At 44.1% G+C, this 15,206-nt stretch carries 17 protein-coding genes; 12 read left to right on the plus strand and 5 right to left on the minus strand.

Translation table 11 applies throughout. The annotated features are described in order from the left end of the window. Positions 1-36: 36 nt before the first annotated feature. Positions 37-363: a hypothetical protein gene (locus RID53_RS27665; RefSeq protein ID WP_446391152.1), complete on the minus strand. Its 327-nt coding sequence runs from the start codon at positions 361-363 to the stop codon at positions 37-39. On the opposite strand from RID53_RS27665, the gene RID53_RS27670 reads away from it, so the two are divergent. The 9 genes from RID53_RS27670 to RID53_RS27710 all read left to right on the plus strand — a co-directional run bounded on the left by RID53_RS27670 (position 362) and on the right by RID53_RS27710 (position 7,989). Next, a complete protein-coding gene (locus RID53_RS27670; RefSeq protein WP_446391153.1) occupies positions 362-2,350 on the plus strand; it encodes an adenylate/guanylate cyclase domain-containing protein in 1,989 nt (662 codons plus the stop codon). The genes RID53_RS27665 and RID53_RS27670 overlap by 2 nt on opposite strands. Positions 2,351-2,559: 209 nt before the next feature. Continuing rightward, positions 2,560-2,772, plus strand: a complete 213-nt coding sequence (locus RID53_RS27675) for a chlorophyll a/b-binding protein (RefSeq protein WP_446391154.1) — start codon at positions 2,560-2,562, stop codon at positions 2,770-2,772. A 43-nt stretch (positions 2,773-2,815) separates the two neighbouring features. Continuing rightward, positions 2,816-3,058, plus strand: a complete 243-nt coding sequence (locus RID53_RS27680; RefSeq protein ID WP_446391155.1) for a hypothetical protein — start codon at positions 2,816-2,818, stop codon at positions 3,056-3,058. 217 nt (positions 3,059-3,275) lie between these two features. Next, positions 3,276-3,767, plus strand: coding sequence for a pentapeptide repeat-containing protein (locus RID53_RS27685; RefSeq protein WP_446391156.1), 492 nt, complete (start codon positions 3,276-3,278; stop codon positions 3,765-3,767). Positions 3,768-4,002: 235 nt separating this feature from the next. Beyond that, positions 4,003-4,848 (plus strand): DUF4382 domain-containing protein, encoded by an 846-nt coding sequence (locus tag RID53_RS27690; protein ID WP_446391157.1) that lies wholly within the window; start codon positions 4,003-4,005, stop codon positions 4,846-4,848. A gap of 125 nt (positions 4,849-4,973) precedes the next feature. After that, positions 4,974-5,459 (plus strand): carboxypeptidase regulatory-like domain-containing protein, encoded by a 486-nt coding sequence (locus tag RID53_RS27695; protein WP_446391158.1) that lies wholly within the window; start codon positions 4,974-4,976, stop codon positions 5,457-5,459. Positions 5,460-5,728: 269 nt separating this feature from the next. Next, entirely contained in the window at positions 5,729-6,367 is a 639-nt protein-coding gene (cbiM, locus tag RID53_RS27700) for a cobalt transporter CbiM (protein ID WP_446391159.1), read from the plus strand. Beyond that, the gene (gene cbiQ, locus RID53_RS27705) at positions 6,367-7,149 is read left to right on the plus strand and encodes a cobalt ECF transporter T component CbiQ (protein WP_446391160.1); all 783 of its coding nucleotides are present in this window, start codon (positions 6,367-6,369) and stop codon (positions 7,147-7,149) included. The genes cbiM and cbiQ overlap by 1 nt, the downstream gene beginning before the upstream one ends. Before the next feature lie 69 nt (positions 7,150-7,218). Next, entirely contained in the window at positions 7,219-7,989 is a 771-nt protein-coding gene (locus tag RID53_RS27710) for an energy-coupling factor ABC transporter ATP-binding protein (RefSeq protein WP_446391161.1), read from the plus strand. Between the two features lie 413 nt (positions 7,990-8,402). On the opposite strand, the gene RID53_RS27715 is transcribed toward RID53_RS27710, so the two are convergent. Both RID53_RS27715 and RID53_RS27720 read right to left on the minus strand, forming a co-directional pair. Continuing rightward, on the minus strand, positions 8,403-9,359 hold the full coding sequence (locus RID53_RS27715; RefSeq protein ID WP_446391162.1) for a choice-of-anchor A family protein: 957 nt from the start codon (positions 9,357-9,359) through the stop codon (positions 8,403-8,405). Positions 9,360-9,977: 618 nt separating this feature from the next. Beyond that, positions 9,978-10,913 (minus strand): glycosyltransferase family 2 protein, encoded by a 936-nt coding sequence (locus tag RID53_RS27720; RefSeq protein ID WP_446391163.1) that lies wholly within the window; start codon positions 10,911-10,913, stop codon positions 9,978-9,980. A gap of 589 nt (positions 10,914-11,502) precedes the next feature. On the opposite strand from RID53_RS27720, the gene rpmF reads away from it, so the two are divergent. Together rpmF and RID53_RS27730 are read left to right on the plus strand one after the other, a co-directional pair. Continuing rightward, positions 11,503-11,676 carry a 50S ribosomal protein L32 gene (gene rpmF / locus RID53_RS27725; RefSeq protein WP_446391164.1) on the plus strand — a complete coding sequence of 58 codons (174 nt, stop codon included), beginning with the start codon at positions 11,503-11,505 and terminating at the stop codon, positions 11,674-11,676. Positions 11,677-11,822: 146 nt separating this feature from the next. Next, the gene (locus RID53_RS27730; RefSeq protein ID WP_446391165.1) at positions 11,823-12,416 is read left to right on the plus strand and encodes a sulfite oxidase-like oxidoreductase; all 594 of its coding nucleotides are present in this window, start codon (positions 11,823-11,825) and stop codon (positions 12,414-12,416) included. Positions 12,417-12,793: 377 nt separating this feature from the next. Here RID53_RS27730 and RID53_RS27735 read toward each other — a convergent pair whose 3' ends face one another. After that, the gene (locus RID53_RS27735; protein WP_446391166.1) at positions 12,794-12,967 is read right to left on the minus strand and encodes a hypothetical protein; all 174 of its coding nucleotides are present in this window, start codon (positions 12,965-12,967) and stop codon (positions 12,794-12,796) included. A gap of 295 nt (positions 12,968-13,262) precedes the next feature. Here RID53_RS27735 and RID53_RS27740 point away from each other — a divergent pair, with 295 nt between their 5' ends. Beyond that, positions 13,263-14,045, plus strand: coding sequence for a DUF5131 family protein (locus tag RID53_RS27740; protein ID WP_446391167.1), 783 nt, complete (start codon positions 13,263-13,265; stop codon positions 14,043-14,045). On the opposite strand, the gene RID53_RS27745 is transcribed toward RID53_RS27740, so the two are convergent. Then, positions 14,026-15,159: a three-Cys-motif partner protein TcmP gene (locus RID53_RS27745; protein ID WP_446391168.1), complete on the minus strand. Its 1,134-nt coding sequence runs from the start codon at positions 15,157-15,159 to the stop codon at positions 14,026-14,028. The two genes, RID53_RS27740 and RID53_RS27745, sit on opposite strands and share 20 nt — an antisense overlap. Positions 15,160-15,206: the final 47 nt, after the last annotated feature.

Genomic DNA, 15,206 nt, shown 5'->3' on the forward strand with positions numbered 1-15,206 from the left:
AATCAAAGATTATGAGACGCACCATGGCGTGTCTATTCATTCGAGGAAGCATGACGGCTTAACATAGAACATCCATGCTAAGGGTTGATCAAAATCAACGCCGGATTCTCCGTCTGTCGCTATCATGGAATTCACTTCTAAGACAGACTGATTGGATGAGCTAGCTACACCCACACACTTACTTAGTGCAGGATTTATGGAAATACCTGCTGTAGGGCGAAGCGATCGCGCCGTTTGGTCTGCTAGGAAGGACATATCGAACCGAACCAGTGCAACGGTGTCAGATTGATTTGGGGTAGCATCTGGGCAACGATTCACAGGCAAGCCTGGTCGGTGATGTAAACTGATGTTACCGTCAACCATGACCAATTGGTCAGCCATTTATCCCTATACCCCTCATATCCTGCTTGTCTGGCTGGGGGTTTTTGCCTTAGTCGCCCTACTCACTGGGTTAATTTCCATTGGGATACGTCAGTCCCTCTCACGTTTATGTCAACGGTCTAAAGCCTTGACAAATTCCCTCAACTCTGATTCAGAGTTGCGTGCCTTATTTGAGGCGATGACGGAACTAATTTTCGTCAAAGATCGCCAAGGACGTTATCTGAAAATTGTCTCAGCCAATCCTGACTTGTTAGGTCAACCGGTTGAAGTGATGCTGGGCAAAACGGAGTATGATCTTTTGGCGCGATCGCAGGCGGATCAGTTTGTCGGGTATATTCGCCAAGCCTTAGACAGCCAACAGACGGTTCAGGTTGAGTATCGTCTCACCTTGGCTGATCGAACGGTTTGGTTTGCAGCCAGTATTTCACCCATCTCAAAAGACTCTGTTCTCTGGGTGGCGCGGGATATTACTGAGCATAAACAAACCCTAGAAGCGTTGCGAGCCAGTGAAGCACAGTATCGAGATTTAGTTGAAACCCCCAATTGCATTATTTTGCGGTGGGATGTTCAGGGGCAAATTAAATTCATTAATCGTTATGGTCAGACATTTTTTGGCTACGATGACGATCAACTCCTAAATTGTTCTCTAGTCGGAACTCTCGTCCCGAATACGCCGCGATCGCAACGGATGCTATCTATCTTGATTCGAGCCATCCGCAAACGTCCAGAACGCTATCGGATCAGAACCGTGGAAACCATTCATAAGACAGGGAAAACGGTTTGGGTGACGTGGGCAAATAAACCAATTTTTAATGAGGCGGGGGAATTAATTGAAGTTCTCTCCATTGGCACGGATGTGACAGAACGCAAGCAAGCTGAAGCCGCCTTGAGAGAAAAAGAGGAATATTTACGATTAGTTATCGATAATATCCCGCAACAAGTCTTTTGGAAAGATATCAATTTAGTCTTTCTCGGTTGCAATAAAAAGTGGGCAAAGACAGCCGGGTTAGACAGCCCAGAGGTTGTGGTGGGTAAAACAGACTATGATTTACTGCCTAGTCGAGACATTGCTGAACTCTACCGCCAGCAAGATGCGCGGGTGATTAGCCGGAATCAAGCCGAATTTCATGTGGTCGAAACCAAACAAAAACCCCCCGTTGATGGACAAACGGTTTGGCTGGATGTGAGTAAAATTCCCATCCATGATGCCCAAGGTAAAGTCGTTGGCGTTTTAGGGGTATTAGAAGATATCACCCAACGGATTCAAGTTGAGAAGAAGCGCCTGCAAGCGGAAGCAGACTTGCGGGCGGAACAAGAAAAGTCAGAACGCCTGTTATTAAACATTTTGCCAGAGGCGATCGCCCAGCAGTTGAAACAAAATCACAGTACCTTAGGCAAGTACCATGGGGAAGCCCTGATCGCTGAGCAATTCGACGATGTGACGATTTTGTTTGCGGATATTGTTGGGTTTACACCCCTATCAAGCCGAATGCCACCGACGGAATTAGTTCAATTACTCGGAACCATTATCTCCACGTTTGATTTGCTGTCTGAGGAGTATGGGTTGGAGAAGATTAAAACCATTGGTGATGCTTATATGGTTGCCTGTGGTCTACCCTTACCCCGATTCGATCATACTGAAGCGATCGCGGATATGGCATTAGAGATGCAACGGGTGATTACTCAATTTCGCATGGATACCGGAGAAGCGTTTCAACTGCGGATTGGCATTAATACTGGACCGGTGATTGCTGGAGTCATCGGGATGAAAAAGTTTATTTACGATCTGTGGGGAGATACGGTAAATGTCGCCTCACGGATGGAATCTCAAGGAATTTCTGGGGGAATTCAAGTTACTCAGGCAACTTACGAGCGGTTAAAGGATCGGTATACCTTGGAAAAACGCGGGGTGATTGAGGTTAAGGGCAAAGGAGAAATGCTTACCTATTGGCTAACAGGGAAAGGGTAATTGGGGATTTGTCCTTTGTTCATGGTTCATTGTTGATGGTTCATTGGTAATCCTCTTCCCCTCCTCCTCCCTCCAACAAGGGCGGGTTTAGTTAAGTGAGTAGGGGCTTGCTATTTAATTCCATACTTGGCTTTTGTCAAGCACTTGCAAAAAATATTTACATTGTGTTACATTTATTAATGTCAGACGAAAACAAAGGAGACAAGCAAATGACTACACGCGGTTACAGCGTCGAAGAAGGAGACAGACTGAATAACTTTGCGATCGAACCCAAGGTTTATGTCGATGACACGCCCCGCACTGGCTGGACACAATACGCCGAAAATCTCAATGGACGTCTAGCCATGATTGGCTTCATCTCACTCTTGGCGGTAGAAGCGCTGAGTGGACAAAGCTTGATTGGCTGGTTTACCAACCTCTAGACATCAGAGAGCGCACTCGTTTAACCTTGTCAGGAGAGACATAATGAAAACTGATTTTGACTCTTTCACAAACAAAGACCTATTTAGACCCGTTATTTTTCGGACTGATTTTAACAACTTTGATTCTCTAACACTGAACCAAGCTTGGTCATTGTTTTTTACAGCGGGTCAAGAAGATAAAGTCTTAGGAATAGAGCCGGAATTCGGTCGATTTTTCAACAACCTGTTAATCGCCGTTGGAGTGACGGGAACTCTTGCAGCACTCTTTATCAGTACCATTAACTAAGCTGGTGTATCCAGTTAGTTTCCGGTCAACTTTAATAGGTTTTCTACAAGTCCTGGTTATCATGACCAGGACTTACAGCATATAGTAGAGGATTCTCCCTAAATTGTTCTATACCCCTCCCTGGTATTTTCAGCCGCCCTACAGTTTGCTTTAATAAAGAACTAGATTCAGCCCGGTCAGAAACAGCATTCAGTGGGAGGGAAAATCCAAAGCCACTATGACAGCAGAAGAACTTTTGCAGCAATATGCCGCTGGAGAACGGTATTTTCGTGGCGTCAACTTACGTGGCGTCTTTCTCAGGGGGGTTTCCTTAAAACAAATAGACTTAAGATGGGCTGATTTGAGTCAAGCCTCGTTAATGGATGTTAATTTCTCTCAGGCAAATTTACACGGTGCCAAACTGAACGACTCTCTGCTCATTTCCGCCAAGTTTAATCAGGCAAATTTAACCCAAGCTAATTTTACATCGGCTATTTTAATTTTAGCCAACTTGAGCCAGGCGTCGTTAAACCAAACAAACTTCCAAAACGCCAACTTGAGCTTGGCAAATTTCCAGGCGGCTTCTCATTGGAGTTCAGCGCATCTTCAAAGCGCCATCCTTAAAGGAGCGATTATGCCTGATGGCAAGGTTGTTGGCAAAATGAAGGGGTGGAAAAAGCGTCACTCAGTTGTCAATGTATTAAACTTGAATGTCGCTGACTTAAGCTAGCGTTATTTCGGTCTACCGTACACCGCTAAATCCATCAGATGACTTAATCAAAAAGCGAGAACAATAACTTATGTTCCCTGTTCCCTGTTCCCTGTTTCCTGTTCGCCGTTTGCCAAAAGATGCCCTATAGGGGTATTGCAAATTATTGGGAAAACTTGTTGGATTTAATTGGGTATAGTATGAAAACCGCCAAAGGTCATCAATGAGGAAACCAATAATCATTTTCACGAGCCTGATGGTCTTGACAACTGGGACGCTAGTTGGCTGTTCCCAGAGTGAAACCACCAGCGAGATTCAGACACAAACAGAAACTCAGAGTGAAACTCAGGCAAGTCAAGGGAGTGGAACCCTAGAAATCCGGGCGAATGGCGAGGATTTTGTCCGTCAGGGTTTCACATCAAAAGATGGATGGCAAATCTCCTTTGATCATGTTTATGTCAACTTAGCCGATATCACCGCTTACCAAAGTGACCCACCATTCAATGCTGAGGCGGGTAGTAAAGTGCAAGCGAAAGACAAAGTGGTTGTTGACAAAACCCACACGGTTGATTTAGCCGCAGGTGGGGAAGATGCTGAACCCATTCTCGTGGAAGAAGTTGCCGATGCCCCTGCCGGACAATATAATGCTTTATCCTGGAAAATGGTCAAAGCTGAAGAGGGACCGGCTGAAGGTCAAATCCTAGTTATGGTAGGGACAGCCGAGAAAGAGGGGCAAACCATTGACTTTACCGTTGCCCTGAATCAGCCCTTAGAATTTGTCTGTGGGGAATTTGTGGGCGACGAACGTAAGGGAATTCTTGCTCAAGGGGATACCGCCGACTTGGAAGCCACGTTCCACTTTGATCACCTCTTTGGTGATGCAGGCGCACCCGCTGATGATGAGATTAATACTGGTGCCTTAGGGTTTGAGCCATTAGCGACTCTAGCCCAAGACGGCACACTTGAGTTAAACCAAGAGCAGCTCAAGTCGGGACTCTCCCCAGAAGAATACCAGAAACTTCAGGAAATTCTTCCCAGTTTAGGTCACGTTGGTGAGGGTCACTGTGAAGAAATCCAAACCGTTGCCAACGAATCGAGTTAAATTGGTCTTATGTCTTATGTCATTTGTCCTTTTGCGATCAGGAAAATCATCACGGACAATAAAGAGGAGTTATGGGTCGCGAACTGGGTTTTAACCGTTCCTAAAACATTAAGAAAATTTGAGTGATGCCAAGGAATTTTTTAGTCCCCCTTATCCTAATGTTAGTGATGAGCTGGTCAGCTAAAGCTACGGCTCATGGTGCCAAGATTAACTATGAAACTACCCAGGCGATTAAAATTGATGCGGCTTTTGATAACGGCGAACCCATGTCCAATGCCCAAGTGACGGTTTACTCTCCCCAAGATCCTTCTACTCCTTGGCTGCAAGGAACCACCGACGAAAATGGTAGTTTTGTCTTTGCTCCCGATCGCTCACAATCGGGAGAATGGGCAGTTCAGGTTCGCCAGGCGGGTCACGGAGATTTGATTACTATTTCTATGGGTGAGGATAAATCATCAACAGAGAACACCGAAGATAGTCAAGTAATGAATATTCAATCCACGAATGGCTCATTCACACCCATGCAAATCGTGGTGATGTCAGTTGCGGTGATCTGGGGGTTTGTCGGTACAGCACTCTATTTTGTTAAAGGGACAAAACAGACTAAGTAGGTAGTCACAATTAGGTTAGAATTGTTCATTGTTCATTGTCAAAAAAATAAGATCAGGGCGGGTTTTGAATAAATGTTATCATCAATTGTGAAACGTAAGTCCCTAAACCCGCCCCTACACGTTAGGGCGGGTTTTGATTAAATGTTATCATCAGTTGTGAAACGTAAGTCCCTAAACCCGCCCCTACAAACCCGGTTCCATCGAGGGTTGTGAAGGGTCACGCGCCCTGCCCTCTTTCCGAAGTGAAGGGTCAAAACTACACAAAAATTATGCATATTCCTGATGGCATCCTGCCTGCTTCTGTCTGTATCACAGGTTACGCAGCGACAGGCGGTTTCACTTGGTACTCCCTGCGCCAAATTAACCGAGATCCGAATCCCCAAGAGAATATCCCCAAAGCCTCCCTACTCACCGCCGCCTTTTTTGTCGCTTCTTGGATTCACATTCCCATCCCACCAACGAGTGTCCATTTGATTCTGAATGGGTTGTTAGGCACAATGTTGGGATATTATGCGTTTCCTGCCATTCTTATCGGTTTATTCTTTCAAGCCGTGATGTTTCAGCATGGTGGTTTATCGACTCTAGGGGTAAACGCCACAATGTTTGGCGTTCCGGCAATTTTGGCGTATCACCTATTTCAGTTGCGCCTAAAATTCGATAAGGATAATCGAGTGGTGACGGGTATCTTTGCCTTTATCGGCGGTGCGGGAGGTTTGGCGATAGCCACGCTGCTATTTTTCGCTTTAGTGATTACTAATATTCCCGCAACTATAGATGCATCAGCCGAAAAAATGGCAATTTCCGGATTGGTATTGGCTCATATCCCACTCATGGCAATTGAGGGCGCGTTTACGACAGCCGTGGCTCTGTTTTTGAAACAAGTCAAACCTGAATTGTTGGAGAGTTAATGAAACACGGACTGGATTTTTATGCCAATTTAGACTCTCCGATTCATCGTTGGGAATCCCGTTGTAAACTGATTGGCTTATTTAGCTTAATTTTTGCGTTTTCATTTGTTGAACAGTTAAGTTTACTCCCAGGGATGATCGTCGTGACACTGGTGTATTATTACCTCTCCAGATTACCCTTCTCGTTTTTGCGATCGCGGCTGCGCTACCCCGGTTTTTTTTTGCTGGCAATTACTCTGCTTTTACCGTTTACCGTTGGTAGTACGGTAATCGTTCAGATCGGTGTTTTGAGTCTATATCAAGAGGGAATCGTGGCGCTAGCGCTGATTGCGACTCGATTTTTATGTATTCTCACCGTGAGTTTAATTCTCTTTGGTACAGCCTCATTTTTGAGTACCGTCAAAGCCATGCGATCGCTGGGACTTCCGGCGGTACTAGCGGATATGACTCTATTGACGTACCGCTATATCGAACAGTTTGGTGAAGATTTGATCAAAATGAAACGAGCAATGCAACTGCGGGGGTTTCGGGCGACTCGTTTCTCGCGCCGCAATCTGAATGTGCTGGCGTCTCTAGTGGGTAGCTTATTGGTTCGCAGTTACAACCAGTCACAGCAGGTTTATCAAGCGATGATATTGCGAGGGTATGGTTATACCCTGCACCATCGTAAACCGCCTAATCCCAAGAATCGTGTTTCTGGTGGGGATTTAATTATTTTGGGAATAACCGTTGCGATCGCGATTGGATTCGTCGTTGCTGAAATTCTGGTAGAAAGGCGGTAATAATCGGAAAAAATGACTCCAATCCTTACTAATGACAAATGACAAATGACAAATGACGAATGACAAATTATGAGACCACAACAACAACTTGTATCTAACCCAGATAGTGCTAGAGAACCAGCGATCGCGGTTTCGGATTTGAGATTCTCCTATCCGGATAGATCGGCGGTTTTACAAGATGTCACTTTCAATATATATCCTGAAGAACGAGTTGGTTTAATTGGACCCAATGGTGCGGGCAAAACAACGTTATTCCTCTCAATCTGTGGTATTTTAACACCAACCTCTGGAGACATCGACTTATTTGGACAACCTGTGGTTGTGGGTGAGTTTCGCCCGGAAATTGGCTTAGTGTTTCAGAATCCCAATGACCAGTTATTATTACCATCAGTATGGGAAGATGTCGCCTTTGGTCTACAGAATATGGGGATGTCAGGGGATGAAGTCAACCATCGCGTTCAAGATGCACTGTCTCTGGCTGGTGTTGAAATGCTCTCAGAACGAGTACCGCACAATTTATCTGGGGGAGAGAAATGCATGGTTGCGATCGCGGGGGTGTTAGCTATGCGTCCTCAGTTAGTTTTATACGATGAACCTAGCGCAAATTTAGACATGCGCTATCGTCGTCGCGTGATCAACTTTCTCCAAACCGCTCAGCAAACCATTCTGATTTCTTCCCATGACTTAGAATTAATTATCGAAGTGTGCGATCGCGTGCTTTTACTGGATGAAGGACGAATTATTGCTGACGGAACTCCTCAGCAAGTTATGGCTAATGAATCGTTAATGAACGCTCATGGTTTGGAGATGCCGCACTCCCTACGTCTTCATCATCAGTAACTGAAAACTACAGTCTGAAAAACCCCAGTCTAAATTCGCGATCGCGCCCATTTTTATGGATGAAAGCCACACCGGTAAAAGCCCTGTAGGGGCGACCTGCCTAGCTTAATGAACAACACCAGTCCATTTAATGAAATCGGGTCGCCCTCTCCTTTACCCTCTGTCACAGAAAGTATTTCCCCTGTAGGGGCGACCCGCCTAGCTTAATTAACGACACCAGTCCATTTAGTGAAATCGGGTCGCCCTCTCCTTAGGAGTCTCATACGAAAATCCCTGACCTAAAGGATTAAGTCAGGGACGATAGTGTGAGGAGTGCATGAAAAAATGGACTTAGGTTAGGTTGGAGTCACTGAGGTGCGATGAAACTATCGTGTTGGTTATCGCACCAATTGCTGAACTCACGTTTGACCGGCTTAGACTTTCCGCTTACCTTTACGGCGAGAAGCAACTCCTAAAGCAGCGACTAATCCTAGTCCAGCTAATGTTGCGGGTTCAGGAACCGTTTCACTGATTGGGTCAGGTAAATCACCGTTGAAGAGATAGTTATTCGATTGTCCCCCTCCCGTTAGCGAAGCAGTAATTAAGTTGCCGTTAATTTGACCGTTGTCAAAGTTAAACGCAGCGAAAGGTGCCAAAATACTGCCTTCTATTCCGATGCCACTGGCTGACAGATCCCTAGCTTCATAGAAGTTGTAGATAACGTTCTGTCTCTGATCAATACCACCATTGAAATTGAAGCCAAAGTTTTGTAATGATGCGGCGTCTCCACTAATATTTACAATGGTAGTCGAACCCGAATCTACATTAAAATTGAAGCTGCTAGCATTGCTTAAATCCGACGCATTTAGATGAAATACATTCTGATCTTCATCTGAACCCGTTAATGTAATTCCACCATAAGCTATTTCTGTTTGACCCGTAGCCTCTAATCCTCCTAAAAATTGAGATAATGCTTGTAATTCTTGACTAGCTGCAGCGAAGTCAATGGGATTATCTTGGCGAAGCGTTCCCCCATGCTCAAGAGTTACATTAGTAAGTTCTCCTGTTTCTCCGTAAACTGCATTGCCTCTAACTTGACCATTTTGAAAGACTAAATTTTTACCAACAATCAAGACATCACCGTTGTTTCCGTCTGTCGGGAGTTCCATTCCCGCATAAAAATCTGATAATTTGACATTTCCGCCAATAGCTACCTTACCCTCAGAATCAGTATTGCTTTGATTCACATCGCCTAGCACAAATATATTGTAGTCAGAAGCGATGCCGAGATCAATTGCATTAGCCTGGGCAGATATCCCTAGTACCATCGTCGCCGCAATTGATAAGGGAGCTACCAATTGTCTTATGCGAGAAAAAGTTTGAGTATTCATCTGTAAAATTCAACTGTGTAAGGAACTCTGAGTTTTAGGTATGACTCTTAACTAAGTCCGTTGTGTTAGATGTTGAATCTAACCTTTGCTCAGTTGTTTTTATCTTATTCAACAAACTGACTAGATGTCAGTAGAAATGAAGGAAGATCATCAAGTCTTCATGCTTTTGAGTAACTTTATGAAACTAAGATGAAACGTAGGGGGAGCAGGGGAAGCAGGGGGTGTAGGGGCGGGTTTGACAGATAACTGATGGCGCCAAACCGATAACTTAACTAAAAATATATTCCGCTTCCCTCCCTTCGCAGGGGAGGGCTAGGGAGAGGTCAAACCCTAGGGAGAGGTCAAACCAAGGTATAGCCCTACGGGGATACGTTAGGACATTCCCCTGTTGCCTATTGCCTGTTGCCTGTTGCCTTTTCACCCAATTGTATTGTCCTAACCTTAATGCGTAGTGCTATATTGCAGATTTTTGAGCTTACCTTGACACCAATGCAAGCCTTGCATCCCCACATAAAAAAATTTACTATTCTCCGAATCGATATATAATCTCTAGACGGAGAATAGTTTATTGATATATTTTTGACTAAATACCAAAGATGGTGTATGTCTACCTTGATCTTAAGGTTTAATGGTGGAGGCTAATTTCCGTTCCATCGGAGGTAGATGATAATTATTAGAGACCTCAGAAGCCTTAACATCTGATAAGACAGTCATTGGATGAGCTGGCGACAGATGAGAGGGTGGCATTTGCTTCCTTTCTTGGACTTTCAGCAAAATTAAGTATTCATAAAACGCTTGTAAGGTACACCAAGCCATTCCTGCTTTGCCATCCAGACAACCACCCAGGAAGAAGTACATATAAATCCACCGTAACAGGGGTCTAAAAGGTAAACGTAGGGATAAATCTTTGAGCGCTCGACGCCGTTCAACTTCTGATCGACCAAAGAATAAGTTCCACCAATTGACATTTCCCTGTTCTAACTGACGGACTGTCTCAGCCGCTTCATCGGTGGAGTAGCGATTGTGCTTCTCTATCCAACGACTCAAGCCTTTACTACAGGTATAGTGGGGATAGGTTTCTTGTAGAAAACTGGTTGCTCCATTACAAACTTCCCGTTCCGTGTGACCGTAGTCTGTGAACCAAACCTTTCCTTTTTGGAAAAGACGCATTTGGTAACGAGGATACTGGGTGCTGTGGCGAATCCATTTCCCCATAAACATTACTCGTTCTGCTACATAATAGCCAACCGCATCTGGGTGTTTTATTGCCGCTAAACACTCTTGAAACAGTTGAGGAGTCATTCGCTCATCTGCTTCTAAGATATAAACCCATTGATACTTTGTGGGAATCGCTTCTAGCATCCAGGTTCGTTGCTTGCCATGACTCTCAAACTGATGTTGCACGACACGAACGGGGTAGCGGGAGGCAATTTCTACAGTACGGTCTGTGCTGTAGGAATCTACTACTATGACATCATCCGATAGCTGGGCTGATTCAATGCAAGCCGCAATATCTATTTCCTCGTTATGGGTCAGAATGTAGATGGAAAACATAAGTTAAAGAGTAAGTGAACGATTAAATGAGTGGCAGATTCATTTACATAGCCTAGTAATGCTACCTTGGAAATCAAAATTTATAGTGTAGAGGCAGGTGTAAGCCGTTTAAGAGAGCCTCAAACCGATAACTTCTCAATAAAACCCGCCCTTAGTCATAAATCAAAAGTCTGCCCTGAGCATCGTCGAAGGCTCAAAAGAATTGTTTTACACTAAATATATTTTGATAGGTTTTCTATCCCTGTGTCTAGGTCTATTCCCAATCTTTGTCCAATCTTTACATTGGCTTACTCAGTCTAACATTTCAGCCAAGTCGCTTCCGCCAGGCTAGGTGAGGTATAGCGCTACGCGCTAGGCTTTCTTGCAATAGGCAACACCTCGGACTTCGGCGTGAGCGCGGCAACTGAGCCTGTCGAAGTTTAGTCGAACGCTTACCTCGATGGTCAGTGAGCCTAGTCGAACTGCGCTCGGTAACACGCTCGGTGTGTCTTATGCAATCGTGAAGAAAAACGCTTATTCATCAGAGGATGTCAACTTGGCTTCATGGCATACAATGGAAAGGCTGTGCAAAATTCGCTAACTGACAACCATGGCTGTACCCAAGAAGAAAACATCAAAGTCAAAACGAGACAAACGTAGAGCTAACTGGAGACGCAAGGCATCATTGGAAGCGGAGAAAGCCCTCTCTCTGGGTAAGGCAGTTTTGAGTGGACGTTCGACGTTTGTCTATCCGACTGAAGAAGACGAAGAAGAAGAAGCCTAGTGTAGGGTAGCAGGAGTTTGTGAACACCTGCGTTCAGGGAGGGAAGATGGGGGAGTAGAGACGTAGCCTGATACGTCTCTACACTCTAGCTAGGTCGGGATGGTTATCTAGACACGGTGAGAAGTCCTAAATTTTATAGTTGAACTATGATCGGAAAATTTTTCCATAAACCAGAACCAGAACAGAGCGATCGCGTTCCTCCAGGTCAATACCTGACCAAGGGCTTCCCGGTTCTAACTTATGGTGAGACTCCCGACGTTAACATTGATGACTGGGAATTTCGGGTTTGGGGTTTGGCTACACCCAAGACCTGGCGTTGGTCAGATATGATGGCAATGCCTCAACATGATTTCACCAAGGATTTCCATTGTGTGACCCGTTGGTCAAAACTGGATGTGCAATGGACGGGGATCAGGGTAACTGACTTTATGAGTCAGGTGGAACTCGACCCTAAAACCACCCATGTTATGCAACATTGCTATGGCGGCTATACCACTAATCTGACACTAGACGAGTTTGTGCGTGAGGATAACTTTTTTGCCCATACTCTGCTTGGCGAACCCTTACCCCCAGAACATGGCGGTCCTCTGCGCTTAGTGGTTCCCCACCTTTACGCTTGGAAAAGTGCTAAATGGATTAATGGCTTAGAGTTTCTTGACCACGAGGAATCAGGGTTCTGGGAACGTAATGGTTACCACCGCCGAGGTGAACCTTGGGCAGAAGAACGGTATAGTTTCTAGTACAAGAAGGCAGAAATAATGCCAACAGCTAACATCTTCCCCATCTCCCTCATCTTCCCATAACTTATTCAACTGAAGCCCCCCGTGCGGATGTACTACACCTAGGCTAAAGCCTTATTCCGTAGTGATTTGAGCGATTAAGCTCTCAAAAACTGTACCCATGTAAACTTTACCAAAATACCGCGATACGTTCCTTCGGAACAGGCTCCGCCAACGCGGTATTTTGGTAATATGACAAGAGATCGGTTGAAACCAACGCCAAATCAAGGTTTCAGCGATCATACATAAGTAGAGCGGCGGCTCGACGGCTCGACTGAGCATCGCCGAACGTCTGAGCGCGACTCGACTGAGCGCTCGCCGAAGGTCTCGCCAAACGTCTAAAAAATCGCGGAAAGCCTCACGGTGGGGCAGTTTTGATTTTTTGTCTGGGGGAACTTCAGTTTCATCGGCAACGTCGCCCCGGCTGTATGACACAGAGGCTGTAGGGTTTTGGCGGCGGTAGGCGTTGTGGCGATCGCAGCTAGGGGGTGAAAGTCTTGAAATAGCCACATAGGTCTTTAGAATTTAAATTGAATCATAGCAGTTAATGATCAAAAAATAAATTTCAGCACCGCTTCAGCCAAATTTCAGGATAAAAAGACTGAAATTTAACGCACCATCTATGAAAGTTTTTATCGATTAATACCGCTACCTTACAGCAGTTTACAAACCTTTATTATAACGGGTGCAACTTATCAAATATTAACAGGCAAAAGTTAAATCACATAACTCTGGACAAGTTTACAATACATCGGTACTATAAATAAGCAAAGGAAAGACTATTAATGTTAGGGGTAGACTGAGAATATGGCTAGCACTCATACAGGTATCGAGTGGACAGACCGAACATGGAACCCCACAACTGGTTGCAACAAAGTTAGTCCAGGTTGTACCCATTGTTATGCAGAAGCACTAACTAAACGGTTTCATCAGAATTTTCCCAATGGATTTGATTTAACCCTGCATCGGGAACGCATAAAAGAACCCTTGCGTTGGCGCAAGCCAAGTCGCATTTTTGTCAACTCTATGAGTGATCTTTTTCACGAAGACGTGCCTATCGGATTTCTCAAAGACGTGTTTGATGTGATGGGTCAAACGCCGCAGCATATCTATCAAATTTTGACCAAACGACATGAACGTTTAGTTGAATTAGCGTCTCAGTTAGAATGGCATAACAATATTTGGATGGGGGTATCGGTTGAAAATCAGGACTATGTTCATCGGGTTGATTCCCTGCGACAAGTTCCAGCCAATGTGCGTTTTCTCTCTTGTGAACCACTTCTCGGTGATTTACATCTTAATTTAACGGATATTCATTGGGTTATTGTGGGTGGCGAATCGGGAAATAGATATCGTCCGATGAAGTTAGAGTGGGCGCAAAGTATTCGTGATCAATGTGAGAGAAATAATGTTCCTTTTTTCTTTAAACAGTGGGGGGGTAGAACACCAAAAGCTGGAGGAAGAGAACTGGATGGCAAGATTTGGGATGAAATGCCATTAGCTTGGAAACAACACCAACAGCAATGGCGAAAAGATATCCCTGTATCTCGTCATCAGTCTACCAAACAACTTAAATTGGTGGAAAAGTAACTCGTACTGTATCGGCAAATGTGTTTTTCCGGCGCTTAGATGGTTCTGCTGTAATTTTGCCTTTAGCCTCTAGTTTTAGAAGAGCATCTTTGTAATTTTTCTTGATGTACCCTTTACCAATATGATGTCTTTGATAAACCTCTATCATCGTCATTGTTTGACCGGCAAACTCATCTAATAACATATCTGTGAGTTCATCCAGTGGACGTGAAAGTTCAAAAAGTAAAGGTTGGAATTTTGTTGCCGGATTATACTCAAAAGATGGAACACCTTGCTCTGTTGTCGAACTTTCCTTTGCCATAATCTCTTTCATAATCTCATAACCTCTTACATGCTTACTGACAAAAATTAGATGATGGCTAGTACGGTTGCCATTTTCATGTCGAAAACGGAAAGGAAGCACATACTCTCCACCCATGTCTTTTAACGCTTCACAAATTTCTTCGACAATAGCGATTTCTTTGTTGGCTGGCTTTAGTATCTGCAATTTTTCTCGAAGTTCTGACGCACGTTCTTCGCCAAATAGAGCATTTATATGATTTTTTACGGCATCGTTACCTAATCCCATATTAATCCGGTTGTAGTTAAAGAAAAATATACAGTCACAGCCCCAATTCTTAACTACAGAATTAATCAGTTGTAATGACAATCCTTTATATCCCCATGGATCGACAAAAAATAGAGTGGGAACCAATTTAACTTGTTCAAACCTCTGAACTATCTCTTCACCAATTTCATGGTTTATAACAATGGGTTTATTTTTTAGTTTATTGATATTGTGAATTGACTGAATATTGTTCTGGAGTGACTGTGTATTATTTGCATCAGCATCATTAAAAAGCGTTATCAAGCGTTCTCTAAAATCTGGTTCTCGAATAGCAGTTTCCAGTACACGCAACGGTGTCGATTCGGAACCATCTTGATATCGACCAGGACCGGCAAACAAGTCAATATAAGCAAGTTTCAGCTTCTTTGACTTTGACTTTTGCTTTTGTTCTTTTTGTTTCAAAAATCCGATGATAACTTTTGCCCATGCCCAAAAGTATTTCTCAACTATTCTGGCTTTAACGAGTGATTGTTCCTTTTGTTCATCAAAAAAAGACGAGTTGTTCATAGTAATATCTTAAATTGGATAATTCCAAAAACTATGTAACACTATTT

The sequence above is a fragment of the Coleofasciculus sp. B1-GNL1-01 genome (genome assembly GCF_040220235.1).
In the GTDB taxonomy this organism is placed as follows: domain Bacteria; phylum Cyanobacteriota; class Cyanobacteriia; order Cyanobacteriales; family Coleofasciculaceae; genus Coleofasciculus.